At 65.4% G+C, this 23,872-nt stretch carries 28 protein-coding genes; 22 read left to right on the forward strand and 6 right to left on the reverse strand.

The features are described from left to right. The first annotated feature begins 14 nt into the window (after nt 1-14). The 8 genes from gshB (at nt 15) to mnmH (ending at nt 7,203) form a co-directional block, all read left to right on the forward strand. On the forward strand, nt 15-968 hold the full coding sequence (gene gshB, locus AC07XB_RS11770; RefSeq protein WP_492828768.1) for a glutathione synthase: 954 nt from the start codon (nt 15-17) through the stop codon (nt 966-968). A gap of 52 nt (nt 969-1,020) precedes the next feature. Continuing rightward, a complete protein-coding gene (locus tag AC07XB_RS11775) occupies nt 1,021-1,476 on the forward strand; it encodes a PTS sugar transporter subunit IIA (RefSeq protein WP_150989660.1) in 456 nt (151 codons plus the stop codon). Continuing rightward, nucleotides 1,445-1,714: an HPr family phosphocarrier protein gene (locus AC07XB_RS11780; protein ID WP_035861002.1), complete on the forward strand. Its 270-nt coding sequence runs from the start codon at nt 1,445-1,447 to the stop codon at nt 1,712-1,714. The genes AC07XB_RS11775 and AC07XB_RS11780 overlap by 32 nt, the downstream gene beginning before the upstream one ends. Before the next feature lie 139 nt (nt 1,715-1,853). Next, nucleotides 1,854-3,629, forward strand: a complete 1,776-nt coding sequence (gene ptsP, locus AC07XB_RS11785) for a phosphoenolpyruvate--protein phosphotransferase (RefSeq protein ID WP_492810453.1) — start codon at nt 1,854-1,856, stop codon at nt 3,627-3,629. Between the two features lie 234 nt (nt 3,630-3,863). Beyond that, on the forward strand, nt 3,864-4,160 hold the full coding sequence (locus tag AC07XB_RS11790; RefSeq protein WP_492374374.1) for a (2Fe-2S)-binding protein: 297 nt from the start codon (nt 3,864-3,866) through the stop codon (nt 4,158-4,160). Between the two features lie 111 nt (nt 4,161-4,271). Continuing rightward, nucleotides 4,272-4,751, forward strand: coding sequence for a bacterioferritin (gene bfr / locus AC07XB_RS11795; protein WP_006159487.1), 480 nt, complete (start codon nt 4,272-4,274; stop codon nt 4,749-4,751). A gap of 260 nt (nt 4,752-5,011) precedes the next feature. Continuing rightward, the gene (gene selD, locus AC07XB_RS11800; protein WP_492374373.1) at nt 5,012-6,079 is read left to right on the forward strand and encodes a selenide, water dikinase SelD; all 1,068 of its coding nucleotides are present in this window, start codon (nt 5,012-5,014) and stop codon (nt 6,077-6,079) included. Beyond that, a complete protein-coding gene (gene mnmH / locus AC07XB_RS11805) occupies nt 6,079-7,203 on the forward strand; it encodes a tRNA 2-selenouridine(34) synthase MnmH (RefSeq protein ID WP_492374372.1) in 1,125 nt (374 codons plus the stop codon). The genes selD and mnmH overlap by 1 nt, the downstream gene beginning before the upstream one ends. A 15-nt stretch (nt 7,204-7,218) precedes the next feature. On the opposite strand, the gene AC07XB_RS11810 is transcribed toward mnmH, so the two are convergent. The 3 genes from AC07XB_RS11810 to gpmA form a co-directional block, all read right to left on the reverse strand. Continuing rightward, on the reverse strand, nt 7,219-7,986 hold the full coding sequence (locus tag AC07XB_RS11810) for a HesA/MoeB/ThiF family protein (protein ID WP_174426586.1): 768 nt from the start codon (nt 7,984-7,986) through the stop codon (nt 7,219-7,221). A 62-nt stretch (nt 7,987-8,048) separates the two neighbouring features. After that, on the reverse strand, nt 8,049-9,638 hold the full coding sequence (locus AC07XB_RS11815; RefSeq protein ID WP_492374370.1) for a S41 family peptidase: 1,590 nt from the start codon (nt 9,636-9,638) through the stop codon (nt 8,049-8,051). A gap of 161 nt (nt 9,639-9,799) precedes the next feature. Further along, a complete protein-coding gene (gpmA, locus tag AC07XB_RS11820) occupies nt 9,800-10,546 on the reverse strand; it encodes a 2,3-diphosphoglycerate-dependent phosphoglycerate mutase (RefSeq protein ID WP_416047507.1) in 747 nt (248 codons plus the stop codon). A gap of 140 nt (nt 10,547-10,686) precedes the next feature. Between gpmA and AC07XB_RS11825 the strand changes: the two genes are divergently transcribed. The 5 genes from AC07XB_RS11825 (at nt 10,687) to AC07XB_RS11845 (ending at nt 14,294) form a co-directional block, all read left to right on the forward strand. Next, a complete protein-coding gene (locus tag AC07XB_RS11825; protein WP_150989682.1) occupies nt 10,687-11,100 on the forward strand; it encodes a rhodanese-like domain-containing protein in 414 nt (137 codons plus the stop codon). Between the two features lie 105 nt (nt 11,101-11,205). Beyond that, complete coding sequence (gene grxC / locus AC07XB_RS11830) at nt 11,206-11,463, forward strand: glutaredoxin 3 (protein ID WP_492374369.1); 258 nt, start codon at nt 11,206-11,208, stop codon at nt 11,461-11,463. Nucleotides 11,464-11,627: 164 nt separating this feature from the next. Further along, nucleotides 11,628-12,146 carry a protein-export chaperone SecB gene (gene secB, locus AC07XB_RS11835; RefSeq protein ID WP_043343340.1) on the forward strand — a complete coding sequence of 173 codons (519 nt, stop codon included), beginning with the start codon at nt 11,628-11,630 and terminating at the stop codon, nt 12,144-12,146. A 131-nt stretch (nt 12,147-12,277) separates the two neighbouring features. Beyond that, nucleotides 12,278-13,294, forward strand: a complete 1,017-nt coding sequence (locus tag AC07XB_RS11840; protein ID WP_492374368.1) for an NAD(P)H-dependent glycerol-3-phosphate dehydrogenase — start codon at nt 12,278-12,280, stop codon at nt 13,292-13,294. A 7-nt stretch (nt 13,295-13,301) separates the two neighbouring features. Beyond that, a complete protein-coding gene (locus AC07XB_RS11845) occupies nt 13,302-14,294 on the forward strand; it encodes a Bug family tripartite tricarboxylate transporter substrate binding protein (RefSeq protein ID WP_492374367.1) in 993 nt (330 codons plus the stop codon). A 21-nt stretch (nt 14,295-14,315) separates the two neighbouring features. On the opposite strand, the gene trmL is transcribed toward AC07XB_RS11845, so the two are convergent. Together trmL and AC07XB_RS11855 are read right to left on the reverse strand one after the other, a co-directional pair. Continuing rightward, entirely contained in the window at nt 14,316-14,786 is a 471-nt protein-coding gene (gene trmL / locus AC07XB_RS11850; RefSeq protein WP_492374366.1) for a tRNA (uridine(34)/cytosine(34)/5-carboxymethylaminomethyluridine(34)-2'-O)-methyltransferase TrmL, read from the reverse strand. 93 nt (nt 14,787-14,879) lie between these two features. Then, entirely contained in the window at nt 14,880-15,662 is a 783-nt protein-coding gene (locus AC07XB_RS11855; protein WP_492828761.1) for a double zinc ribbon domain-containing protein, read from the reverse strand. Between the two features lie 81 nt (nt 15,663-15,743). Between AC07XB_RS11855 and AC07XB_RS11860 the strand changes: the two genes are divergently transcribed. The 8 genes from AC07XB_RS11860 to AC07XB_RS11895 all read left to right on the forward strand — a co-directional run bounded on the left by AC07XB_RS11860 (nt 15,744) and on the right by AC07XB_RS11895 (nt 22,565). Next, nucleotides 15,744-16,757, forward strand: coding sequence for a methyltransferase domain-containing protein (locus tag AC07XB_RS11860; protein WP_492828759.1), 1,014 nt, complete (start codon nt 15,744-15,746; stop codon nt 16,755-16,757). Nucleotides 16,758-17,022: 265 nt separating this feature from the next. Continuing rightward, nucleotides 17,023-17,532, forward strand: coding sequence for a DUF2244 domain-containing protein (locus AC07XB_RS11865; protein ID WP_253929796.1), 510 nt, complete (start codon nt 17,023-17,025; stop codon nt 17,530-17,532). Between the two features lie 57 nt (nt 17,533-17,589). Continuing rightward, a complete protein-coding gene (coxB, locus tag AC07XB_RS11870; protein WP_492374363.1) occupies nt 17,590-18,852 on the forward strand; it encodes a cytochrome c oxidase subunit II in 1,263 nt (420 codons plus the stop codon). A gap of 23 nt (nt 18,853-18,875) precedes the next feature. Then, nucleotides 18,876-20,480: a cytochrome c oxidase subunit I gene (gene ctaD / locus AC07XB_RS11875; protein ID WP_150989700.1), complete on the forward strand. Its 1,605-nt coding sequence runs from the start codon at nt 18,876-18,878 to the stop codon at nt 20,478-20,480. A 77-nt stretch (nt 20,481-20,557) separates the two neighbouring features. Then, nucleotides 20,558-20,689: a cytochrome oxidase small assembly protein gene (locus tag AC07XB_RS11880; protein ID WP_006159470.1), complete on the forward strand. Its 132-nt coding sequence runs from the start codon at nt 20,558-20,560 to the stop codon at nt 20,687-20,689. Nucleotides 20,690-20,706: 17 nt separating this feature from the next. Then, a complete protein-coding gene (locus AC07XB_RS11885; RefSeq protein ID WP_150989703.1) occupies nt 20,707-21,321 on the forward strand; it encodes a cytochrome c oxidase assembly protein in 615 nt (204 codons plus the stop codon). 34 nt (nt 21,322-21,355) lie between these two features. Next, entirely contained in the window at nt 21,356-21,568 is a 213-nt protein-coding gene (locus AC07XB_RS11890; RefSeq protein WP_035861042.1) for a DUF2970 domain-containing protein, read from the forward strand. A gap of 136 nt (nt 21,569-21,704) precedes the next feature. After that, nucleotides 21,705-22,565, forward strand: coding sequence for a cytochrome c oxidase subunit 3 (locus AC07XB_RS11895; RefSeq protein WP_006159467.1), 861 nt, complete (start codon nt 21,705-21,707; stop codon nt 22,563-22,565). 161 nt (nt 22,566-22,726) lie between these two features. On the opposite strand, the gene AC07XB_RS11900 is transcribed toward AC07XB_RS11895, so the two are convergent. Then, nucleotides 22,727-22,936: a twin transmembrane helix small protein gene (locus AC07XB_RS11900; RefSeq protein ID WP_492374362.1), complete on the reverse strand. Its 210-nt coding sequence runs from the start codon at nt 22,934-22,936 to the stop codon at nt 22,727-22,729. 78 nt (nt 22,937-23,014) lie between these two features. On the opposite strand from AC07XB_RS11900, the gene AC07XB_RS11905 reads away from it, so the two are divergent. Beyond that, entirely contained in the window at nt 23,015-23,776 is a 762-nt protein-coding gene (locus AC07XB_RS11905) for an SURF1 family protein (protein WP_492374361.1), read from the forward strand. Nucleotides 23,777-23,872: the final 96 nt, after the last annotated feature.

The following is a 23,872-nucleotide window of genomic DNA, read 5'->3' on the forward strand; positions in this document are numbered from 1 at the left end:
CGGGACGAGCCAACATGCGCATTCTGTTTATTACCGACCCGCTGGACACCTTCAAGACCTACAAGGACTCGACCTACGCCATGATGGTGGAGGCGGTCGAGCGCGGCCATGAGCTGTTTGCCTGCCTGCAGTCGCAACTGTCGCTGTCGGCCCATCAGGTCGAGGCGGTGGTGCGCCCGCTGCAGCTAACGGGCGACGCCCATGACTGGTACCGCGTGGGTGAGCCGGGCCTGCAGCCACTGACCGGCTTCGATGCGATCGTGATGCGCAAGGATCCGCCCTTCGACATGGAATATGTGACCAGCACCTGGCTGCTGGAGCTGGCCGAGTCGCAGGGCGCCAATGTGTTCAACAAGCCGCAGGCGATCCGCGACCATTCCGAAAAGCTGGCGATAGCCCGCTATCCCGAATACATCACGCCGACCCTGGTCACCCGTGACGCGGATCGTATTCGCGCGTTCCACGCGGAGCATCGCGATGTGATTTTAAAGCCGCTTGATGGCATGGGCGGGATGGGCATCTTCCGGGTTGGCGCGGATGGCCTGAATCTTGGCGCCATCATCGAGACGCTGGGGGAGAACGGTGCGCGCACCCTGATGGTGCAACGTTATATTCCCGAGATCAAGGACGGCGACAAGCGCATCCTGCTGATCGGCGGCGTGCCCGTGCCGTACTCGCTGGCGCGTATTCCCAAGGACGGCGAAGTGCGCGGCAACCTGGCGGCGGGCGGCACCGGCCGTGCCCAGGAGCTCTCGGCACGCGATCGCGAGATCGCCGAGGCGCTGGCCCCGGGCCTGTGGGAACAAGGCCTGCTGCTGGTTGGGCTGGACGTGATCGGCGACTACCTGACCGAAGTCAATGTGACCAGCCCGACGTGCTTCCAGGAAATCACGCAGCAGACCGGGTTCCAGGTGGCTGCCATGTTCATCGACGCCCTCGAGCACGCGGTACAGGCGCGTTCGCGCTGAATCACGGGCGGGCTGCCTGCTACAATCGCGTCAATCCAACGGATTCACCACCATGGCAGGCATCCTGATCATCGCGCACGCCCCGCTGGCTTCGGCATTGCGCGAGTGCGCCGCCCACGTCTATTGCGGCCAGCCCCAACGGCTCGAGGCGATCGACGTCATGCCGGACGCGGAGCCCGCCGCCGTGCTGGCCGAGGCCCGGCGCCGCCTGGCCGAAGTCTGCGAAGACAACGGCGCACTGGTGTTGACCGATATCTTTGGCGCCACGCCGGCCAACATTGCCGCGCGCCTCGCCGAGCCGGGCCGCGTCAAGGTGCTTGCCGGCGTCAACCTTCCCATGCTGGTGCGCGCCATCTGCTACCGTGCCGAGAAACTCGACCAGCTTGCCCTCAAGGCGCTGGCGGGGGGCTCGCAGGGTGTGCTGCAGGTAGGCTCCACCACCGTCCAGAACCAGATCGCAAATCATCCCGACAAATATGCTGCAGAGGGACACCAACATAATCAATAAGCTTGGGCTGCATGCCCGTGCTTCCGCCAAGCTGACGCAACTGGCGGGCAACTTCGTCAGTCAGGTCAAGATGTCGCGCAATGGTCGGCAGGTCGACGCCAAAAGCATCATGGGTGTCATGATGCTGGCCGCCGGCATCGGCTCCACCGTGACCATCGAGACCGACGGACCCGATGAGCAAGAGGCCATGGACGCGTTGCTGGCGCTCATCGCCAATCGCTTCGGCGAAGGGGAGTAGGAGGCCGGGTACGGGATGAAAGGCGGCAGTGCCGAGCGTGGCGGCGGGCCTGGCCGGGGTCGCTTCGCCGCATCCTGAAGCCGTTTCCAAGGTGGCTGGCCCTGGCCAGATTTTTTAAACGTTCCTGACGGAGCGGTACATGCCATTTGCCCTGCACGGCATCCCGGTTTCGCGCGGCGTCGCCATCGGGCGCGCGCATTTGCTGGCGCCTGCCGCGCTTGATGTCTCCCATTACCTGGTCGACGAAGACCGGCTTGATGCCGAGGTCGAGCGCCTGCGTTCGGCGCGCGCGGCGGTGCGGGCCGAGCTGGTCACGCTCAAGCGGGATCTGCCGCGCGAGGCGCCGGAAGAACTGGGCGCCTTCCTCGACGTGCATGCCATGATCCTGGATGACGAGGCGCTGGCGCGCGAGCCCGAGGCGCTGATCCGCAACCGGCGCTACAACGCCGAATGGGCGCTGACCACGCGGCTCGAAGAGCTGATGCGCCAGTTCGACGAAATCGAGGACGAATACCTGCGCGAACGCAAGGCGGACATCCGTCAGGTGGTCGAGCGCATCCTCAAGGTGCTGGCCGGCGCGGCCGTGTTGGCCCCGGCCCCGGTGCCACCTTCCTCCCTGGCTCCTGACGGCGAGCCCGCGCCCGGCGTGATCGTGGTCGCCCACGACATCTCGCCGGCGGACATGCTGCAGTTCCGCCACACCGTGTTCCACGGCTTTGTGACCGACCTTGGCGGGCGCACTTCCCATACCGCCATCGTGGCGCGCAGCCTCGACATCCCCGCCGCCGTAGGCGTGCAGAGCGCCAGTGAGCTGATCCGCCAGGACGATTGGGTCATCATCGACGGCGATGCGGGCCTGGTCATCGTGGATCCGTCCGCGATCATCCTCGAGGAGTACCGCCACCGGCAGAGCGAGCGCGCGCTGGAAAAGAAGCGCCTGCAGCGCCTGCGCCATACGCCTGCGGTGACGCTGGACGGGCTCGAGATCGACCTGCTGGCGAACATCGAGATGGCGGAAGATGCCACCGCGGCGCTGACTGCGGGTGCGGTTGGCGTGGGCCTGTTCCGCTCCGAATTCCTGTTCATGAACCGGCGTGGCGAGCTGCCCGACGAGGAGGAGCAATTCGAGGCGTACCGCGGCGCGGTGGACGCCATGCACGGGCTGCCCGTCACGATCCGCACCATTGACATCGGTGCCGACAAACCACTGGATGGCCGCGACGGCCGGGATGGCCGCGGCGACGATTTCGAGACGGCCCTCAATCCGGCGCTGGGCTTGCGCGCGATCCGCTGGTCGCTGTCCGAGCCGGCCATGTTCCTGACCCAGTTGCGCGCGCTGCTGCGTGCCTCGGCCTTTGGCCCGGTGCGGCTCCTGATCCCGATGCTGGCGCATGCCCGCGAGATCGACCAGACCCTGGACCTGATCGCGCAGGCCAAGCGCCAGCTCGACGCGCGCGGCCAAGCGTTCGACCCCAACATCAAGGTCGGGGCGATGATCGAGATCCCGGCCGCCGTGCTGATGCTGCCGCTGTTCCTGCGGCGCATGGATTTTCTCTCCATCGGCACCAATGACCTGATCCAGTACACGCTGGCCATCGACCGCGCCGACAATGCCGTGGCGCATCTCTACGACCCGCTGCACCCGGCGGTGCTGCAACTGATCGCCCGCACCATCCGCGAGGCCAACCACGCTGGCGTGCCGGTGGCTGTGTGCGGCGAGATGGCCGGGGATCCCGCCATGACGCGCCTGCTGCTGGGCATGGGGCTGCGCGAGTTCTCGATGCATCCCTCGCAGTTGCTGCGGGTCAAGCAGGAAGTCCTGCATGCCGACTGCGAGAGGCTGGAGCGGCTGGTGGAGCAGGTGCTGACCGCTTACGAGCCGGAGGAGCTCGCTTGCGCGTTGAAACTGCTCTGACAACCCTGATTCCGTTAAGGTTTTTACGAAAATCCAACGCTGTGAAGATGTATTTTAAGGCACTTTTCTGCAGGTTGTGACGTTCCCGGTCTTTGCAATATCCGAGCTAAGTGCCGCGCTCTTGGCATGTACCTTTTGTAGCTTAATGGGAATTGTTATCATTTTCGATCTCTGATATTCTGGCGTACATCGCGGGTGACATGCCGGTGTCACCCCTCTCCCAAGGAGGGATTTGTGTACGTTTGCATCTGCAATCAGGTTACCGACCGAGAAATTCATGGTGCTGTGCATCTAGGCGTGTCCACGCTCGACGAGCTGGCTGAAACGCTAGGTGTTGGCACCTGCTGTGGCCGCTGCCGCGAATGCGCCCAACAGGTGCTTTGCGAAGGCGTCGCGGCGGTACGCAACGTCAAGGTCTCCACCATCCAGGTCGTGCCCATTTCTTCCTGTTCGTCGTCGGGCCCACGTGCCATAATGGACACTCGGGACCCGGCAGTCGCGAACGACCGGCGCACTGAGCTGGTTGCTTAAACTCGCTGCAACTTTCAGGTTGCGGCGCGTGTTCGCTTGTTTTGACTGCCTGCGGCGCGCCTTGCGCCGCTTCGCGTTTTTGCGGGGGCCCGTTGCAACAAGGAGCCTCCAATGAAAGGTGACAAGAAGGTCATCCAGCATCTGAACGCGCAGCTGAAGAACGAGCTGACCGCGATCAACCAATACTTCCTGCACGCTCGCATGTACCGCCACTGGGGCCTGAAGAAGCTCGGCGATATCGAGTACAAGGAATCCATTGGCGAGATGAAGCATGCTGATCGCCTGATCGATCGCATCCTGATGCTTGACGGCCTGCCCAATCTGCAGGACCTCAACAAGTTGCTGCTGGGCGAAGACACCCCGGAAATGCTCAAGTGCGACCTGAAGCTCGAGCAAGGCGCGCATGCCACCGTCAAGGAAGGCATTACGTATTGCGAATCGGTGGGCGACTATGTCAGCCGCGAGATCCTGGTCGAGATCCTGACCGATACCGAAGAGCACATCGAATTCCTCGAGACGCAGCTCGACCTGATCGACAAGGTTGGCCTGCCGAACTATCTGCAATCGCAGATGGAGCCGGGCGAGCAATAAGCCGCCCAGCAGCCGGCCGCAGGTTCGCAAGAACCCAGTGGCCGCAACCGCGCGGCGCCACTCGGTGCTGCCGGTTCCGCCCGCATCCTGGCGGTAACCCTTATCATTCAGATTCCCATTCTTCACCCAGCCTGACCGCCCTTGCCAGGGCCGGTGTTCGCGCCAGCTTGAGCGCGATCCGCCTATGCTGCGCAGAAGGGGGCCGAATCGGCATCGCACCACACCACACCAGACCAAACCAAACGACAGGAGCCAGCATCATGGCAGACCCGATCCGCCTGACGCAGTACAGCCATGGTGCCGGCTGCGGATGCAAGATTTCGCCGCAGGTGCTCGACGTGATTCTTGCCGGCAGCGGCAACCAGCATCTCGATCCGCGCCTGTGGGTCGGCAATGCCTCGCGCGACGATGCGGCGGTTTATGCGCTGGATGGGCTGGAGGAGGGCCGTGGCGTGGTCTCCACCACCGATTTCTTCATGCCGATCGTCGATGACCCGTTCGACTTCGGACGCATCGCTGCCACCAACGCCATCAGCGACATTTACGCCATGGGAGGCGATCCGCTGCTGGCCATCGCCATCCTCGGCTGGCCGGTCAAGCTGCTGCCGCCCGAGGTGGCGCGTGAGGTGGTGGCGGGTGGGCGCCGTGCCTGCGAGGAAGCGGGCATCCCGCTTGCCGGCGGGCATTCCATCGATGCTCCGGAGCCCATCTTCGGGCTTGCGGTGACGGGCGTGGTCGACCGCGCGCACCTGAAACGCAACGACACCGCGACCGCCGGCTGCCGTCTGTACCTGACCAAGCCGCTGGGCATCGGCGTGCTGACCACTGCCGAGAAGCAGGGTAAGCTGCGCGCCGAGGATATCCACCTGGCTCGCGACTGGATGTGCGTGCTCAATCGTCCGGGCAGCCGCTTCGGCAAGCTGGCCGGCGTGCGGGCCATGACGGATGTGACCGGCTTTGGCCTGCTCGGGCACCTTGTCGAGATGGCAGACGGCAGCCGCCTCACGGCGCGTCTTGACCACGCCGCCGTGCCGTTGCTGCCGGAAGTGCTGCGCTACGTCGAGGCCGGTTGCGTGCCCGGCGGCACCCAGCGCAACTTCGATAGCTACGGCGCACGGATCGGCGCCGGGATCGACAACCGGGGCGGCGCGTTGAGCGAGGTGCAGCGCGCCTTGCTGTGCGATCCGCAGACCAGCGGAGGCTTGCTGGTGGCGGTCGAGCCTGCCGGCGAGGCCGGTTTCCATGCCGCCTGCGCGGAGTTCGGCCTGGCACTGGCGCCGGTCGGCGAGTTCGTCGAGCAGGGCCGGTACGCCGTCGAGGTGATCTGATGCGCGAGGATACGGCCGACTTTCGCCAGCTCTTTCTTTCCGGCGCGCCGCTGCTCGATGCGCGCGCGCCGGTGGAGTTCGCGCGCGGCGCGTTTCCGGGCGCGGTCAACCTGCCGCTGATGGACGATGCCGAGCGGCACCAGGTTGGCTTGTGCTATGAGGAACAAGGGCCGCAGGCCGCGCTCGCGCTGGGCCACCAGTTGGTGACCGGCGAAATCCGCGCGGCGCGAACCGCGGGCTGGGCGGCCTTTGCGCGGGCGCATCCCGACGGCTACCTGTATTGCTTCCGCGGCGGCCTGCGCTCGCAGATCGTGCAGCAATGGCTGCGCGAGGACGCCGGCATCGCTTATCCGCGTGTGACGGGCGGCTACAAGGCGATGCGCGGCTTCCTGATCGAGACCCTGGATGCGGCCGCCGCCGAATGCAGCCTGCTGGTGCTGGGCGGCATGACCGGGAGCGGCAAGACCGAGCTGATCGCTGACCTGGTCACGGGCCCGAGCGGCAGCCGGGACGCCGCCATCGACCTGGAGGGCCAGGCTCGCCACCGCGGGTCCAGCTTTGGCCGGCGCACGGTGGCGCAGCCCACGCAGATCGATTTCGAGAATGGCCTGGCGATTTCGCTGCTGCGCCATCGCGCGGCCGGGCTGCCGGCGCTGGTGGTCGAGGACGAGGGGCGCTTCATCGGCGCGCGCAACCTGCCGCAGGCCTTCTATCAGGCGATTCAGGTAGCGCCGCTGGTCTGGCTGGAGGAGTCCTTCGAGGCGCGCGTGCGCCGCGTGCTGGAAGACTACGTGCTCGGTCTGTCGGGGGAGTTCATGGCGGCACTGGGTGAGCAGGCAGGTTTCGCCGCTTACGCGGCGCGCCTGCGCGATGCCATGGCGGCCATTGCCAAGCGGCTCGGCGGCACGCGCTACGAGCGGCTCTCGGACTTGCTGGACCAAGCGCTGGCGCGCCAGGAGGAAACGGGCGAGACCGACCTGCATCTGGGCTGGATCGCCTTGCTGCTGCAGCAATACTACGACCCGATGTACGCCTACCAGCGCGAACAGCGCGAGGCCAGGATCGTGTTCCGCGGCGAGCGCGCCGCGGTGCTGGCTTTCCTGCGTGAGCGCACCCGCGCCTGAACGCGCGCAGGCCGCCTAGGGGGCGGCCTGCGCGTGCGCGCCACCGCAGACTTCGCAATCGGCCACGCGCGCGAGGCGCATCGTGGTCCATTCCATGCCAAGCGCATCGACCATCAACAGGCGGCCGGCCAGGGTGGTGCCGACGCCCATCAGCAGCTTGAGGGCCTCCGCCGCCTGCACCGTGCCCACCATTCCCACCAGCGGCGCGAACACGCCCATGGTGGCGCAAGCCACTTCCTGCGCCGGCTGCGAGGGCGGGAACAGGCAGGCATAGCAGGGCGCGCCCGGCTGGCGGTGGTCAAACACGCTGATCTGCCCGTCGAAGCGCAGGGCCGCGCCGGACACCAGGGGCACGCTGTGCTGGACGCAGGCGCGGTTGACGGCCTGGCGCGTGTCGAAGTTGTCGCAGCAATCGAGCACCACGTCGGCATCGGCCACCAGGCGCGCTAACTCTGCGGCGCCCACGCGCGCCTGTACCAGGCGCACGTCGATGCCCGGGTTGATGCGCAGCATGCCCTCCCGCGCCGATTCCACCTTGGGGCGTCCGACATTGGCGGTGGTGTGGATCACCTGGCGCTGTAGGTTGGTCAGATCGACCACGTCGTCATCGACCACGGTGATGGTGCCCACGCCGGCCGAGGCCAGGTAGGGCAGGGCGGCAGCGCCCAGGCCGCCCGCGCCGATCACCAGCGCGTGGCTGGCGAGCAACCGGCTCTGGCCCTCGATGCCGAGTTCGTCGAGCAGGATATGCCGCGAATAGCGCAGCAGTTGATCGTCGTTCATGCGTCGTTCATGGCGTGCAATGCAAAAGCGGCCCCGCGGGGCCGCTGTTATTCATCAGGATTTCAGGGGGCCTTGCCGGTCGGCGTGCCCAGCGGCGTGCCCATCGGGGCGCTGGCCGGCGGCGCGCCGGCTGGTGCCTTGCTGGCCGGCTTGGCCGGGGTAGCCGCCTTGGTTGCCGCAGGCTTGGACGGCTTGTCCGACGTGGCCACGGCTTCAAGCTTGGACTTGGAGCGCTTGACCGGCTGGCCTTCGAGCTGGGCAATGGCTTGCTGCAGCATGAAGTCCTCGGCCGAGCCGAACTCGATCGGCTTCTTCTTGCGTTCCTTGTCGCGTTCTTCCGGCGTTTTCTTGGCGTTTTCTTCCTCGAGGCGGCGCAGTTCCTCGACGCGGCGCTGCTCGCGCTCGTTCATCTCGGGCTCTTCCGATTCCTGCTTGTTGTGCAGGTGGCGCTCGGTGTCGATCTCGCGGGTGATCAGCGCGTCGTCAGGATCGCCTTCCGGGTTCTGGTCGACCGGGATGTCCGGGCGGATGCCCTTGGCCTGGATCGACTTGCCCGTCGGCGTGTAGTAGTACGCGATGGTCAGCTTGATGCCGGTGTCGTTGGTGAGCGGGCGCACGGTCTGCACGGAGCCCTTGCCGAACGTGGTCTTGCCCATGATCAGCGCGCGCTTGTGGTCTTGCAGCGCGCCGGCAACGATTTCGGACGCCGACGCCGAGTAGGCGTTGGTCAACACCACCATCGGGATCTTTTTATACAGCGCCGGCAGGTCCTTGAGCGGATCGTCCTCGAGCGAGGACAGCCGGTAGTTGTTGAACGTGGTCTTGTAGACACGCTTGGCATCGGGCACCTGGCCATTGGTCGAGACCACGGTCACGTCGTCGGGCAGGAAGGCTGCCGCCACGCCGACCGCGCCTTGCAGCACGCCGCCGCCGTTGTTGCGCAGGTCCAGGATCACGCCCTTCAGGTTGGGGTTCTTCTGGGCCAGTTCGTCCAGTTTCTTGCCCAGGTCGGCCACCGTGCGTTCCTGGAAGCTGGTCAGGCGGACCCAGGCGAGGCGGTCATTGTCGATCAGCTTGGCCTTGACCGACTGCACGCGGATCTCCGCACGCGTGATCGACACCGGGAAGGTGCGCTCGTCGCTCTTGCGATAGATGGTCAGCGTGACCTTGGTGCCCGGCTCGCCGCGCATGCGCTTGACTGCCTGCTCCAGTGGCAGGCCGCGCACAGGCTTGTCGTCGATGCGGGTGATCAGGTCGCCGGGCTGGATGCCGGCGCGGAAGGCGGGGGTGTCTTCGATCGGGTTGATCACCTTGACGAGCCCTTCTTCCTGCGAGATTTCGATCCCCAGGCCGGCGAAGCGTCCGCGCGTGCCTTCCTGCAGTTCCTTGAAGTCCTTCTCGTCCAGATAGGCCGAATGCGGATCCAGGCTGGCGACCATGCCTTTGATGGCTTCGGTCAGCAGCTTCTTGTCATCCACCGGCTCGACATATTCGCGCTTGATCTGGCCGAAGATGTCGGCCATCAAGCGCAACTGCTCCAGCGGGAGCGGCCCCGGCGAATTCTGCGCCGTGGCCGATAGTTGCAGCGTGGCGAGCACGCCGGCAACGAGTCCGGCAGTAACAAGACTGATGTTCTTGAGCGTCTTACGCATGAGGGCTGCCTGAACGTGTGAGGATTGTGCTGTGTCGGAGCCGGCCTGGCGCATCGCACCGGCCGGATTTGTCCGACAGTATAAGAGGGAGCAGCAAAAAAGGCCTGGTCCACTGCCTGAGACGGCCGGGCGAGCCTCGCGGCGCGCGCCCGGCCTGGGCCTCAGTTTGCCTTGCCTTGGTTCGCCACGGCGGCCAGGGAGGCCGCGATCGCTTCCTGGTCGCCCAGGTAGTAATGACGCAGCGGGCGCAGGTCTGCGTCCAGCTCGTACACGAGCGGGGTGCCATTGGGGATGTTGATGCCAACGATGTCGTCATCCGAGATCTGGTCCAGGTACTTCACCAGCGCGCGGATGCTGTTGCCATGGGCGGCGATTACCACGCGCTTCCCCGCTTTGATGTCGGGGGCGATGGATTCGTTCCATAGCGGCAGCACGCGCTCGACCGTGTCCTTCAGGCATTCGGTCAGCGGAATCTGCTCGCGCGGCACTTGCGCGTAGCGCGGATCGTCGTAAGCCGCACGCGGATCGTCCGCGTCGAGCGCCGGCGGCGGGGTGTCGTAGCTGCGGCGCCATACCAGCACCTGCTCGTTGCCGAACTTGGCGGCGGTCTCGGCCTTGTTCAGGCCGGACAGCGAACCATAGTGGCGTTCGTTCAGGCGCCATTCGTTCCGGACCGGAATCCACATCAGGTCCATTTCGTCCTGCACGTGCCACAGCGTGCGGATGGCACGCTTCAACACCGAGGTGTAGGCTACATCGAAGGCCAGCCCTGCCTCGCGCAGCAGCTTGCCGCCCAGCTTGGCCTGGGCCACGCCGGTGTCGGTCAGGTCGACGTCGACCCAGCCGGTGAAGCGGTTTTCGAGATTCCACGTGGATTCGCCGTGGCGGATGAGAACGAGTTTGTACATGCTGCTTCCAAAGCGTGAGAAACCTGTGTGCGCCCTGCCACATACCGCCGCACATGTGTCAACTAGGAGACAATAGCGGGTCGCGGGCGCCAAACCGTCTATTTTATAATGCCGCCGACTCAACCCACCGGAATGCCAACGTGAATTTCTTCGCCGACTACAACAACCTTGCCTTGATCGCCCTCGCCGTCGTGTCGGGCGGCCTGCTGGCGTGGCCCGCCATCTCGCGCGGAACCTCCGGCAAGACCGTCAACCCGGCCGCCGCTACCCAGCTGATCAACAAGCGCAATGCCGTGGTTGTGGATATCCGGGAAGCCACCGAATACGCCAAGGGCCACCTGCCGCAAGCAAAGAGTGCGCCACTTTCCGACCTGGCAAGCCGTGCCGCCAGCCTTGCAAAGGACAAGTCCGTCCCCATCATCGTCGTGTGCCAGACCGGCCAGCGCTCGGGCAAGGGTCAAGCAGCCCTGAAGGAAGCCGGTTACAGTGAGATCTATTCGCTCGAAGGTGGCCTTGCCGCCTGGCAGCAAGCCGGTCTGCCCGTGGTCAAGTAAGCGGCGCAGGCAAGCGGCGCTGGGGGCACGTCCTCCGTTGCCGCCGCTGTCCCGGCTTGCGAGCACCCGACCAACCGCCGGATTCCGTTTTTCAAGGAGATGCGCATGGCCCGCGTTGTAATGTACAGCACGGTAGTTTGTCCGTATTGCCAGATGGCCGAGCGCCTTCTGAAGGCCAAGGGCGTCGAGGCGATCGAGAAGATCCTGATCGACCGCGAGCCCGGCAAGCGCGAGGAAATGATGAGCCGCACCGGTCGCCGCACCGTGCCGCAGATCTACATCGACGAGACCCATGTCGGTGGCTTCGACGACCTCTCGGCGCTCGATCGCCAGGGTGGCCTGGTGCCGCTGCTGGGCGCCTGAAGCGCAGCCTGTCTCGCCGCGGGTGAATTCGCCACCCGCGTCATGTACCATATACGTTTTCCAACCGGGTGCCGACCCGGGCCGTTCACCCTGGGCCAATCCCGCCCATGGTGCCAATGTCCCGCTCGCCTGGCCCCCAACGCCCATTTTTCCGGAAGCCTTTCATGAGCGACCAGCAGAACAATCAGCAGGAAGACCAGCCGTTCTTCAACATCCAGCGCGTGTACCTGAAGGACATGTCGCTCGAGCAGCCGAATTCGCCCGGCATCTTCCTCGAGACCGAAGCGCCGGCCGTGGAAGTGCAGGTGAACGTAGGTGCCTCGCAGCTCCAGGAAGGTATCTTCGAAGTCGTGGTGACCGGTACCGTGACCACCAAGGTGCAGGACAAGGTTGCCTTCCTGGTGGAAGCCCACCAGGCCGGCATCTTCGATATCCGCAACGTGCCGGTGGAGCAGCTCGACCCGCTGCTGGGCATTGCCTGCCCGACCATTCTCTACCCGTACCTGCGTAGCAATATCGCCGACGTGATCACCCGCGCCGGCTTCCAGGCCATTCATCTGTCGGAAATCAACTTCCAGGCCCTGTACGAACAGCGCCTGCAGGCCGCGATGGAAGAAGCGGAAACCGCGCAAGGTGGCAACAGCGGCATCGTGATGCCCGACGGCAGCCAGGCTCGTCACTGATCCTGCTGCAGGATGTCGCAAAGACGGGGCTTCGGCCCCGTTTTGTCTTTCCGGTTCGCGTCATTCGTGGCGCGCAAGGCTTAAGGCTCAGGGCTTAAGGTTTCGAGGCCGAACAAGCGAGGCAAACCGCCATGAAAATCACTGTCTTCGGTGCAGGTGCCTGGGGCACCGCGCTCGCCAGCCATGCCGCCGCGGCCCACGATGTGGTGCTGTGGGGGCGTGATGCCGCCCAGCTGGCCGCTATCGGCGCCGACCGCGTCAATGCTACCTACCTGCCCGGCGTGCCGCTGTCCGGGCGGCTCGTGGTGGAACCCGATTTCGAGCGGGCCGCGGCGCATGCCGATGTCGAACCCGATGGCCTTGTGATCGTCGCCACGCCGGTTTCGGGCCTGCGCGAAATGACGCGCAGGCTGGCCGCGAGCCAGGCCGGGGGCTTGCGCATGCTCTGGCTGTGCAAGGGCTTCGAAGCAGGCACCAATGCGTTGCCGCACCAGATGGTGCGGGAAGAACTCACCGTCGCCGGCCGTCTCGCCGACACCAGCTACGGCGTGCTGACCGGGCCTAGTTTTGCCCGGGAAGTGGCGCTGGGCCTGCCCTGCGCGCTGACCGTGGCGGGCACTTCGCCGGCGCTCTCCGAGTTCGCTCAGCAGGCATTCCATCACCATGCCATGCGCATCTACGGCAGCGACGACCTGGTCGGCGCCGAGGTGGGGGGCGCAGTCAAGAATGTGCTGGCGATTGCTACTGGCGCCAGCGATGGCCTGGGCCTGGGCCTGAACGCGCGCGCCGCGCTGGTAACGCGCGGCCTGGCCGAGATGACCCGGCTCGGCATGGCATTGGGAGGGCGCGTCGAAACCTTCATGGGCCTGGCCGGTATGGGCGACCTGATCCTGACCGCCACGGGCGACCTCTCGCGCAATCGCAAGGTTGGCCAGCAACTGGCGCAGGGCAAGACGCTGGCGCAGATTCTGGCCGAGCTTGGCCATGTTGCCGAAGGCGTGCGCTGCGCGCAGGCCGTGGCGGCGCTGGCCGCGGCCAAGGGCGTCGACATGCCGATCACGCGCGCGGTATGTGCCGTGCTCTTCGAGGGGCTGCCCGCCGCCGATGCGGTGGCGCGGCTGCTTCAGCGCGATGCACGCGATGAGTGAGCGCGCAATGGAAGATCGTCGCCGCGTCCTGAAGGCCCTTGCCGTCTGTGCCATGCCTGGCGTGGCTGGCACCGCGCTGGCTGCGCCCGCATCCGCCCAGCCCTGGCCCGTAAAGCCGATCCGCATGGTGGTGCCGTTCCCAGCCGGGTCCTCGCCCGACCTGATCGCGCGCCTGCTGACCGAGAAGCTGGCCCCAGCGCTCGGACAAGCGGTCGTGGTGGAGAACCGTCCGGGTGCCGGCGGCAATATCGGCACCGGCATGGTGGCCAGGGCCGCCCCGGACGGCTATACCTTGCTGCTCACCATCAATGGGCCGCTGGTCACCGCGCCCACCTTGTCGCGCCATCTCGGCTACGACCCTGTGCGCCAGCTCGCCCCCGTGTCGCTGGTGGCGACTTCGCCCAATGTGCTGGTGGTGGATGCCCGCCTGCCGGTGCATGACGTGCGGGAGTTCGTGGCCCTGGCCCGTTCCCGGCCGGGTGTGCTGAACTACGGGTCGGTAGGCAACGGCAGCGCTGCCCACCTGGCCATGGAGCAGCTCAAGGCGGCCGCCGGCATCGACCTGCAGCACATCCCCTATCCTGGGTTCGCGCAGATCACCACCGCCATGGTCGGCGGCCAGGTGCAGGCCGGCTTCATGGTGCCGGCCATCGCCATGCCGCTGGTGACTGCAGGCAAGCTGCGCATCATCGCGGTCACCACCAGCGGGCGCACCAGCCTGCTGCCCGCGGTGCCCACCGTGGCGGAATCCGGCTATCCCGGCTTCGAGGCGATCTCATGGCAAGCAGTGCTGGCCCCGGCGGGCACGCCCGCGCCGGTGATCGACCGGCTCTATCGTGAGCTGGTGGCCATCATCGGCAGCGAGGACGTGCGCGCCAAGATGCGCGCTCAGTATTTCGTGCCGGCCGGCACCGCGCCGCAATCGCTGCGCCAGACCATGGCGAGCGAGAAGGTGCGCTGGGACAAGGTGATCCACGTGGCGGGCGTGCAGCCGGAATAAGGAAGTGCGCCGGTGGCGGCCTCAGGCGCCGCCGGCAAAGCCATTCTGGCGCCAAGCTTCGAACACCACGACCGCGACGGTATTGGAGAGGTTGAGGCTGCGGTTGTCCGGCCGCATCGGCAGCCGGATGCGCTGCGCGGTGGGAAACCATTCGCGCCGCTCCGGCGCCAACCCGCGCGTTTCCGAGCCGAACACAAACCAGTCCCCGGGCTGGAAGCTGACCTGGCCGAAGGGCGTCGAGCCATGCGTGGTCAGCGCGAACATGCGGGTCGGGTCGGGTCGCTCGCTTTCCATCAGCGCGTCCCAGTTCTCGTGCACGCGCATGCTGGCGTACTCGTGATAGTCCAGGCCGGCTCGGCGCATGCGCGCGTCTTCCAGCGGAAAGCCGAGTGGCTTGACAAGGTGCAGGCGCGCACCGGTGTTGGCGCACAGCCGTATCACATTGCCGGTGTTTGGCGGGATCTCGGGTTCGACCAGGACGACATTGAACATGGGGGAGGGGCGGGCCAGGGGCGCCGCAGCCGTGAAACGCTGGGCAGCTTACCCTGCCGTGGGCCGGCTGTCACGCCGGGCCTGTGGGCTGCGCTACGGCGTGCGCAAGGCGACCACCAGCGTCACGCGCGCCGCGCCGTTGGCTTTCAGGACCCGCGCCGCTTCGCCCAAGGTGGCGCCGCTGGTCATCACATCGTCGACCAGGCCGACATGCCGGCCCGCAACGTCATGGCCGGACCCGAGGCCGAAGGCATCCTGCAGGTTGACCTGCCGCGCGGGCAGGTCCAGCGTGGCTTGGGCCGGCGTATCGCGCAGCCTCGCCAGCAGCGTCGGCGCGGCGCGCACGCCCAGCCGGCGTGCCAGCGGCCGGGCGATTTCCCAGGACTGGTTGAAGCCACGCTCGGCAAGGCGCTGCGCGGACAGCGGGATCGGCGCCAGCACATCGGGCAGGGCCACGCCGGATCTTCCGGACTCGGCCTGCCAGCGGCACGCCAGTTCGCCCCCAAGCCAGTCCGCCAGCGGCAGCACGCCGCCGAACTTCAAGGCCAGCACCAGGCCGTCCTGCGGGCTGGCGTAGTCGCCCAGCACCAGCGCGTCGTCGAAAGGCGGCGGCTCGTAGCGGCACTGGGCACAGAGCGAGGTTGCGCCTGGCCCGGCGGTGCGCGCTAGCGGCCGGGCGCAGCAGCGGCAACGCGGCAGCGGCGTTAGCAACTCTTGCGCGCAACCTGCGCAGACGGTTTCGTCCTGCACAGTGCCGCAAAGTGCGCAAGCCGCTGGCAGGAGCGTGCGCAGCAAGCGCCGCGCATGATGGCGCAGGGTGCCTTCGCCCGGGCGCGCCAGGCGGCACGGCACGGGGGCGACTGCCGCATGAGGCACGTCGGGGGCGCCGGCGGCAGGCCTGGCGGTGGACGCGTATACTTGCGATCCTGTTGCGGCGCCCGCTGGCGCGCGCACCGCATGCCCGACCGCCGCCTCACGCCGGCCGTCATCCTCATTCTTAGTTTCTTGCTGCCTGGTTTGACCGTGTCCCTGCATGACGCCGACTCCCCCGATGCCTATTTGCCGCCCACGCGGCTGACCCGCCTCGCCTTCGACCGGCGCAGCGCCGGATTCAGCCAACTGGACTTCCTGCTGGGCGAGATTGGCCAGCGCATGCAGGAGCGCATGCAGATGATCCGGCTGGCGCCGGCGCGCGCGCTCGATATCGGCTGCGGCCACGGGCGCGGCCTGGCCGCGCTGCGTGCCCAGTACCCGGATGCGCAGATCGCCGGGATGGATATTTCCGGCGCCATGCTGCGCGAGGCGGCCCAGCGCGATCCCCAGCGCCAGTCCGGGTGGCTTGGGCGTCTGCTTGGCAAGCGCCCGACCTTCGACCTGGTGCAGGGCGATCTTGCCACATTGCCCTTCGCCCCGGCCAGCTTCGACCTGTTGTGGTCCAACCTGGCGTTGCACTGGCACCCCGAGCCGCACCGGGTCTTCCCGGAGTGGCACCGGGTCACCCGCGACGAAGGCCTGGTCCTGTTCTCACTGTTCGGGCCGGATACGCTGGCGCAATTGCGCGCCGCCTTTGCCGAAGTGGACGGCGACACCCACACGCTGCGCTTCGTCGACATGCACGATATCGGGGACATGCTGGTGCACAGCGGCTGGTCCACGCCCGTGATGGACATGGAGACGCTGACGATCACCTATGAGTCGCCGCGGACCTTGCTGCGTGAAGTGCAGGCCTTCGGCGGGCTGCGCCTGCCGGCTGGCGCGAGCCAGGGAGGGCTGCGCGCTCGCCGCTGGCACGCAGCACTGCTGGCCGCGCTGGAGCGCCAGCGCAATGCCGAGGGACTGATCCCGCTTACGTTCGAGATCGTCTACGGCCATGCCTGGAAGCTGGCGCCGCGCGGCAAGCAGGCTGTCGATGAGCTCGGCCACGCCGTGGTTCCGCTCGACAAGATCGGGCGCGCGCGGCAGCGCAAGTAACGTCCGCGGCGCTGCTGCACGCATCGGCGGCGCAGTCAAGCGGCCGATGGCGAGCACCGTACTGATGCACAAAAACTTGTCGCGCGCTAGCCCCTTGGTCAAGTAGCGGCCTTGTCCGAGTAGGCGAAGCGCCCTATAATGCGCCAGTTTGTCGCAGTGGTCTCCCTGGCACAATTTGCCCGAAATCGCACTTCAATGGTGCGTCCCAGGCGCAATCGTCCAGGCGTGCATCCAGCGCAGAGTAGTTGGCGATGCAAGGTTGGCGATGCAAGACTTGGGTATCGCACTCCAGACGGCGCAAGGCAAATCCGGCGGCAGTTCCGACGGATTTGGCCCGCCGGACAAAGACTGGCTGATGAAGCGGAATTGTTCGCTGTCTCCGCGCCAGGTTGGCTGGTTTTACCTCTCAATCGTCAGTGTTTCGCTCGCCATCGCTTTGTTCTTCGCGTGGCGAGGGTCATGGCTCGTGCTTCCCTTTGCCGGGCTGGAACTGCTGGGGCTGGGCATTGCCCTGCTGGTGCACGGGCGGCATGCGTCGGACTACGAGCGCGTCAGCCTCGTCGACGGCAGGCTGGTAGTGGTTTCGGTCAGTGCAGGGCAGCTGACACGGCATGAATTCAACCCGCTATGGGTGCGGGTTGAACCGGGTGAATCATTACGGGCGCTGGTGTTGCTGCGCTCGGGCAAGAGCGCTGTGCGGGTGGGGTGTTTTCTGGACCCGTACAAGCGGCGAAAGTTCGCGCAGGAGCTCGCATCGGCTTTGCGCTGCCTCTGAGAGGCAGCGGGGGCCGGCGAGTCACAGATTTGAATCTGTAAATTGGGTAGATAACAAATGAAAATGTGGAAGAAGGCATCCGCAGCGTGTCTGGTGGGGGCATCCCTGCTCACCAGCTACGCAGCCCTGGCAGTGGAAGACATGCCAGGTGGCCCCGCCGTGCGACAGCTCAATCTGACCGAGCCGGTCACCAAGATCGCCGAGCAGATTCACTGGCTGAACTGGATGATGCTGATCATGTGCACCGTGATCTTCATCGGCGTGTTCGGGGTGATGTTCTACTCCGTGTTCAAGCACCGCAAGTCCAAGGGCGCGAAGTCGGCTTCCTTCCACGAAAGCATCACCGTCGAGGTGATCTGGACCATCATCCCCTTCCTGATCGTCATCGGCATGGCCCTGCCTGCCACCAAGACGGTCGTGGCGATGAAGGACACCACCAACGCCGACATCACCATCAAGGCCACCGGCTACCAGTGGAAGTGGGGCTACGACTACCTGAAGGGCGACGGCGAAGGCATCTCCTTCGTGTCCACCCTGACCACCCCGCGCGAACAGATCAACAACGAGGCCCCCAAGTCGAACACCTACCTGATGGAGGTGGACAACGAGATGGTGGTGCCCGTGAACAAGAAGGTCCGCATGGTGCTGACGGCCAATGACGTCATCCATGCCTGGATGATCCCGGCCTTCGGCGTCAAGCAGGATGCCATTCCCGGCTTCGTGCGCGACACCTGGTTCAAGGCCGAGAAGGTTGGCGTGTACCGTGGCCAGTGCGCCGAGTTGTGCGGCAAGGAACACGCCTTCATGCCGATCGTCGTGCGCGTCGTCTCCGACGCCGACTACGCCAAGTGGGTCGACGGCAAGAAGAAGGAGCTCGCCGCCAAGGCGGACGATCCCAACAAGACCTGGACCCTGGACGAGCTCAAGGCCCGTGGCGAGAAGGTCTACACCGCCAACTGCGCGGTCTGCCACCAGCCTAACGGCAAGGGCGGCGGCGCCTTCCCGGCTCTCGACGGCTCCAAGATCGTCAACGGCCCGGACGCAGGCCAGATGCATATCCTGCTGGAAGGCAAGGGTGCCATGCCGGTGTGGAAGCACCTCTCCGATACCGAGCTCGCTGCCGTCATGACCTACACCCGCAACAACTGGGGTAACAAGACGGGTGAAGTGATTCAACCGAGCGATTTCGTGAATGCGCGTGCCGGCAAGTTCCGCGAAGGCGGCGGCGCACCTGGCGCGAGCGGCGATGCCGCGCCCAAGACGGAAGACAAGCCCGCTGCCAAGCAGGCCAGCGCCGCGGGCGACCGCGCCGCAGGTTGAACAGGATTTCAGGAGTTTTCGCGATGAGTACTGCTACCCCGGACGCGCTCGCCCACCCGCACGACCACGCGCATGACGATCACCACGATCAACCGCATGGCTGGCGCCGTTGGCTGTTTGCCACCAACCACAAGGACATCGGTACGCTGTACCTGCTGTTCTCGTTCACCATGCTGCTGTCTGGCGGCGCGCTGGCACTGCTGATCCGTCTCGAACTGTTCGAGCCGGGCCTGCAGTTCTTCCGCCCGGAACTGTTCAACCAGTTCACCACCATGCACGGCCTGATCATGGTGTTCGGCGCGATCATGCCGGCCTTCGTCGGCTTTGCCAACTGGATGATCCCGCTGCAGATCGGCGCATCGGACATGGCGTTCGCGCGGATGAACAACTTCAGCTTCTGGCTGATGCCCCCGGCAGCGCTGCTGCTGGTGCTGTCGTTCTTCGCACCGGGCGGCGCCACCGCCGCCGGCTGGACCCTGTACGCGCCGCTGTCGGTGCAGATGGGCCCCGGCATGGACATGGCGATTTTCGCCATGCACATCATGGGCGCGTCGTCGATCATGGGCTCGATCAACATCATCGTCACGGTGCTCAATATGCGCGCACCCGGCATGACGCTGATGAAGATGCCGATGTTCTGCTGGACCTGGCTGATCACCGCCTACCTGCTGATCGCCGTGATGCCGGTGCTGGCTGGCGCCATCACCATGGTGCTGACCGACCGTCACTTCGGCACGAGCTTCTTCTCGGCTGCCGGCGGCGGCGACCCGGTGATGTACCAGCACATCTTCTGGTTCTTCGGCCACCCCGAGGTCTACATCATGATCTTGCCGGCGTTCGGGATCGTCTCGCACGTCGTGCCGACCTTCGCCCGCAAGCGCCTGTTCGGCTATAGCTCGATGGTCTACGCGACCGCTTCGATCGCCATCCTGTCGTTCATCGTGTGGGCTCACCACATGTTCACGACCGGCATGCCCGTGACCGGCCAGCTGTTCTTCATGTACGCCACCATGCTGATCGCGGTGCCGACGGCTGTGAAGATCTTCAACTGGATCGCCACCATGTGGCGTGGCTCGATGACCTTCGAGACCCCGATGCTGTTCGCGATCGGCTTCATCTTCGTGTTCACCATCGGTGGCTTCACCGGCCTGATGCCGGCGGTGGCCCCGATCGACATCCAGTTGCAGGACACCTACTTCATCGTTGCCCACTTCCACTACGTGCTGGTGGCGGGCTCGCTGTTCGCGATGTTCTCGGGCTTCTATTACTGGGGTCCGAAGTGGAGCGGTTTCATGTACAACGAAACCCGCGGCCAGATCCACTTCTGGGGCTCGATGATTTTCTTCAACATCACCTTCTTCCCGATGCACTTCCTGGGCCTGGCCGGCATGCCGCGTCGCTATGCCGACTACCCGACCCAGTTCGCGGATTTCAACGCGATTGCATCGATTGGCGCACTGGGCTTCGGCCTGATGCAGGTGTATTTCTTCTTCTTCGTGGTGCTGCCGTCCTACCGTGGCGGCAAGGCAGCCGGGGACAAGCCTTGGGATGGCGCCGAGGGCCTGGAATGGACCGTGCCGTCGCCGGCCCCGTTCCACACCTTTGAAGTGCCGCCGCAAGTCAAGTAAGCCGTAGTCAGGCAAGCCGCAATAAGCACGGAAGGATGGGCACTGCCCGTCCTTCCGCGCCACGCAAGCAAGGTGTTATGCAGGATCCAAACAAAAGTCCATCGCAGGCAGACCGCAAGGCCTCCAATCGTCGTCTCGGCCTGATCCTTTTCTCGATCGTGATGGTTTTCTTTTTGGGTTTCTTCGCCAAGATGATCTTTCTTGGCTGAAGCTGCAGGGTATTGAGATGAGCGCGAACCAGCAGTCAAGCAATGCCACCGACAAGAAGTTCAACCGCGGGATGATGCTGCGGCTGTTGGTGGTGGTGGCGTTGATGTTCTCGTTTGGCTATGCGCTGGTGCCGCTGTACAAGAAGATCTGCGAGATCACCGGCTTGAACGTGGTGACCACGCGGGACCTGTACGGTGGCCAGGTCAAGAACACGCAGGTGGACAAAACCCGCACGATCACGGTCGAGTTCGACTCCAATGCGCGCGGGCCCTTTGCCTTCCGTCCGGTCAAGAGCAGCATGGAAGTGCACCCCGGCGAGATGACCACCATCGTCTACGAAGTGGCGAACGGCCAGGCACGCGATATCTCGGCGCAGGCCATCCCGAGCTACCTGCCCAAGCTGGCCACGCAGTATTTCAAGAAGATCGAGTGCTTCTGCTTCAAGGAACAGACGCTCAAGGCGAAGGAAGCACGCGAGATGCCGGTTGTGTTCGTGATCGATCCGGACCTGCCGAAAGACGTGAAGAACATTACGCTGTCCTATACCTTCTTCGAGATCGGGACGCCGGTGGCGCAAGCGCCGCAAGGTCCCCTCGACGCGCAGCCAGCAGGCGCGGGCAAGGGCATTTGAGTTTGCAGGCGAGGCAAGTTGCAGGGGAAAAGCCGTGGATGAGATGAAGGACGCGGTCAAGCGCAAGCTGTCATTTGCGCAGACGCTGCGCGCGGTGTTCTGGTCGTTTATCGGCCTGCGCAAGGGCAGCGAGCATGAGCGCGACATGGCACAGCTCAACCCGGTCCATGTGATCATTGCCGGCCTGATCGGGGTAGCCATCCTGATCGCGGTGCTGATCACGGTCGTGCGTGTGGTGGTAGGGTGAGGCCACGCAGCGCAAGGCACGGGGCAGGGCAGGAGTAAGTAAAAAGAGCAGGGCAAAAGCATGCCGCCGGCCCCGTCAGGGCTGGATGTGCGGATAACGATTACTGAATCAGAGACTCTGAGCTGGAGAAAAAAGAATGAGTGCGAACCGCGCAAACGCTCCGTACTACTTCGTACCGGGCCCCTCGCGCCATCCGATCACGGCTAGCTTCGGCTTGCTGCTGACGGCTGGGGGTGCTGCTGGCTGGGTAAACGGGCAGACCTGGGGGCCTTACCTGTGCGGCCTGGGCCTGCTGTGGTTCCTGTTCGTGCTCAAGAGCTGGTTCGGCGAGGCGATCAACGAATCCGAGACGGGCAAGTACGGCAAGAACATCGACCTGTCCTTCCGCTGGTCGATGGGCTGGTTCATCTTCTCCGAGGTGATGTTCTTCGCGGCGTTCTTCGGCGCGCTGTTCTACGCCCGCAACATTGCCATGCCGTGGCTCGGCGACCTGAACAACAAGATCCTGTGGCCCGACTTCGCCGCCGTATGGCCGAACCTCGGACCGGCCGGTGTCGTGGAGAGCTTCCAGACCATGGGCCCGTGGCCGATCCCCACGATCAACACCGCCTTGCTGCTGATGTCCGGCGTGACGCTGACCTGGGCGCACCATGCGCTGCTGGCCAACAAGCGCAGCCAGCTGATCCAGGGCCTGGTGCTGACCATCCTGCTGGGCGCGGTCTTCATGTGCTTCCAGGTGTACGAATACCACCACGCGTATTCGGAGCTGAACCTCAAGCTGACCTCGGGCATCTACGGTTCCACCTTCTTCCTGCTCACCGGCTTCCACGGTTTCCACGTGACGCTCGGCGCGATCATGCTGACGGTGGTGCTGGTGCGGGTGCTCAAGGGCCAGTTGACGCCCGACCATCACTTTGCATTCGAAGGCGCTGCCTGGTACTGGCACTTCGTCGACGTGGTGTGGCTGTTCCTCTACATCGTGGTGTACTGGCTGTAAGACACCCGATTGCAGTGCCCGCCGCCCACGCCGGCGGCATCGCGGGGGAGGTTCTCCTCCTTCGCGAGGAACAACAAAAAACAAGCGCCGCAGGGGAAGTAGCCAGCCTGCGGCGCTTGTTTTTTGTGGTTTGAACCTGGCGTAGCCGGGCCGTGCCGGCTTCAGGGCGCCATGCGGATGCCCGTGCTCTGTATCCATCCCATCCAGTGCGAGAACAGGATGAAGACGAACAGGGCCACCGAGAAGCCGACCCGGAACATCAGCGAGCGCATCATGTTTGGCGTCCTGCCGCGGTCGCGCATCATGAAGAACAGGGCGCAGGCCAGGCTACCGATGATGAGGAAGAACGCGATGAGGATGACGATGCGCATGGAGGGCCCGCAAGCGCGGGGTCTGCTAGGGATAGAGTGCCATTATCGCATCGGCGCGCGTGGCAACGCCCTCGGGAAATGCCAGGGAGGCCGCACGTGAAGCTGTGGCGCGCACTGAGCCCGCTGCCCACCATCGCCGCGCTGGTGGTGATCGCGCTCACCTGTGCCTTGGGCAACTGGCAGCTGAATCGGGCCCATGAAAAAGTGGCGCGGGCCGCGCGCCTTGAGGCGCTGGCTGCCCAGCCGCCGCTGGAGATCGGGCGCAGCCTGGTGGATGGCGCGCTGGCGGAGCGGCGTGTGCACGTGCGCGGGCGCTTCGATGCAGCGCATACGGTTTTGCTGGACAATCGCCCCCACGGCAACGGCACCGATAGCCGTGCCGGATTCATGGTGCTGACGCCGCTGCGGGTTGCCGGGGGCGATGCGGCCGCGCCGGCCGTGCTGGTGCTGCGCGGCTGGCTGCCTCGCGACGCGCAGGATCGTACCCATATCGCGCCGTTCCCGACGCCGCAAGGCGAGGTGGAGCTGGACGGCACCGCGCTGGCGACCGTGCCCAGGGTCTTCAGCCTGGGCCAGGGCGCGAATGCCGAGGCCGGCCAGAAGATCCGCCAGAATGTCGATCTCGCCGCTTATGCAGCGGAGCTTGGCGTGCCCCTGCAACCCTTTGTGCTGGAACAGCGCAACGACAGCGGCGACGGGCTGGCGCGCGACTGGGCGCCAGCGGACATCGGCGCGGATCGCCACTATGGTTATGCCTTCCAGTGGTTCGGGCTGGCGGCGCTGACCCTGGTGCTACTGGTGGCGTTGAGCTGGCGGCGCGCGGCCCGCATGACGGCTTGAGCATTCACGCGGGTGGCACCCGTATCACCCACGAACCACAGCGGCGCGTTGCGGTCAGATGAGCGCAACCGCCCCTAACGACAGACAGACGACAGA

This window comes from Cupriavidus sp. GW821-FHT02F09, assembly GCF_059421605.1.

What these genes read in the sequence shown, in the direction of transcription:
- grxC (WP_492374369.1), top strand. Translation starts at nt 11,206, where the DNA reads ATGGCCCGCGTTGTAATGTACAGCACGGTAGTTTGTCCGTATTGCCAG.
- AC07XB_RS11865 (WP_253929796.1), top strand. Translation starts at nt 17,023, where the DNA reads ATGCAAGACTTGGGTATCGCACTCCAGACGGCGCAAGGCAAATCCGGC.
- ptsP (WP_492810453.1), top strand. Translation starts at nt 1,854, where the DNA reads ATGCCATTTGCCCTGCACGGCATCCCGGTTTCGCGCGGCGTCGCCATC.
- AC07XB_RS11895 (WP_006159467.1), top strand. Translation starts at nt 21,705, where the DNA reads ATGAGTGCGAACCGCGCAAACGCTCCGTACTACTTCGTACCGGGCCCC.
- AC07XB_RS11880 (WP_006159470.1), top strand. Translation starts at nt 20,558, where the DNA reads ATGCAGGATCCAAACAAAAGTCCATCGCAGGCAGACCGCAAGGCCTCC.
- AC07XB_RS11900 (WP_492374362.1), bottom strand. Translation starts at nt 22,936, where the DNA reads ATGCGCATCGTCATCCTCATCGCGTTCTTCCTCATCATCGGTAGCCTG.
- trmL (WP_492374366.1), bottom strand. Translation starts at nt 14,786, where the DNA reads ATGTTCAATGTCGTCCTGGTCGAACCCGAGATCCCGCCAAACACCGGC.
- AC07XB_RS11840 (WP_492374368.1), top strand. Translation starts at nt 12,278, where the DNA reads ATGAAAATCACTGTCTTCGGTGCAGGTGCCTGGGGCACCGCGCTCGCC.
- AC07XB_RS11860 (WP_492828759.1), top strand. Translation starts at nt 15,744, where the DNA reads ATGCCCGACCGCCGCCTCACGCCGGCCGTCATCCTCATTCTTAGTTTC.
- bfr (WP_006159487.1), top strand. Translation starts at nt 4,272, where the DNA reads ATGAAAGGTGACAAGAAGGTCATCCAGCATCTGAACGCGCAGCTGAAG.
- ctaD (WP_150989700.1), top strand. Translation starts at nt 18,876, where the DNA reads ATGAGTACTGCTACCCCGGACGCGCTCGCCCACCCGCACGACCACGCG.
- AC07XB_RS11780 (WP_035861002.1), top strand. Translation starts at nt 1,445, where the DNA reads ATGCTGCAGAGGGACACCAACATAATCAATAAGCTTGGGCTGCATGCC.
- gpmA (WP_416047507.1), bottom strand. Translation starts at nt 10,546, where the DNA reads ATGTACAAACTCGTTCTCATCCGCCACGGCGAATCCACGTGGAATCTC.
- mnmH (WP_492374372.1), top strand. Translation starts at nt 6,079, where the DNA reads ATGCGCGAGGATACGGCCGACTTTCGCCAGCTCTTTCTTTCCGGCGCG.
- AC07XB_RS11885 (WP_150989703.1), top strand. Translation starts at nt 20,707, where the DNA reads ATGAGCGCGAACCAGCAGTCAAGCAATGCCACCGACAAGAAGTTCAAC.
- selD (WP_492374373.1), top strand. Translation starts at nt 5,012, where the DNA reads ATGGCAGACCCGATCCGCCTGACGCAGTACAGCCATGGTGCCGGCTGC.
- gshB (WP_492828768.1), top strand. Translation starts at nt 15, where the DNA reads ATGCGCATTCTGTTTATTACCGACCCGCTGGACACCTTCAAGACCTAC.
- secB (WP_043343340.1), top strand. Translation starts at nt 11,628, where the DNA reads ATGAGCGACCAGCAGAACAATCAGCAGGAAGACCAGCCGTTCTTCAAC.
- AC07XB_RS11810 (WP_174426586.1), bottom strand. Translation starts at nt 7,986, where the DNA reads ATGAACGACGATCAACTGCTGCGCTATTCGCGGCATATCCTGCTCGAC.
- AC07XB_RS11815 (WP_492374370.1), bottom strand. Translation starts at nt 9,638, where the DNA reads ATGCGTAAGACGCTCAAGAACATCAGTCTTGTTACTGCCGGACTCGTT.
- AC07XB_RS11775 (WP_150989660.1), top strand. Translation starts at nt 1,021, where the DNA reads ATGGCAGGCATCCTGATCATCGCGCACGCCCCGCTGGCTTCGGCATTG.
- coxB (WP_492374363.1), top strand. Translation starts at nt 17,590, where the DNA reads ATGAAAATGTGGAAGAAGGCATCCGCAGCGTGTCTGGTGGGGGCATCC.
- AC07XB_RS11905 (WP_492374361.1), top strand. Translation starts at nt 23,015, where the DNA reads ATGCCAGGGAGGCCGCACGTGAAGCTGTGGCGCGCACTGAGCCCGCTG.
- AC07XB_RS11845 (WP_492374367.1), top strand. Translation starts at nt 13,302, where the DNA reads ATGGAAGATCGTCGCCGCGTCCTGAAGGCCCTTGCCGTCTGTGCCATG.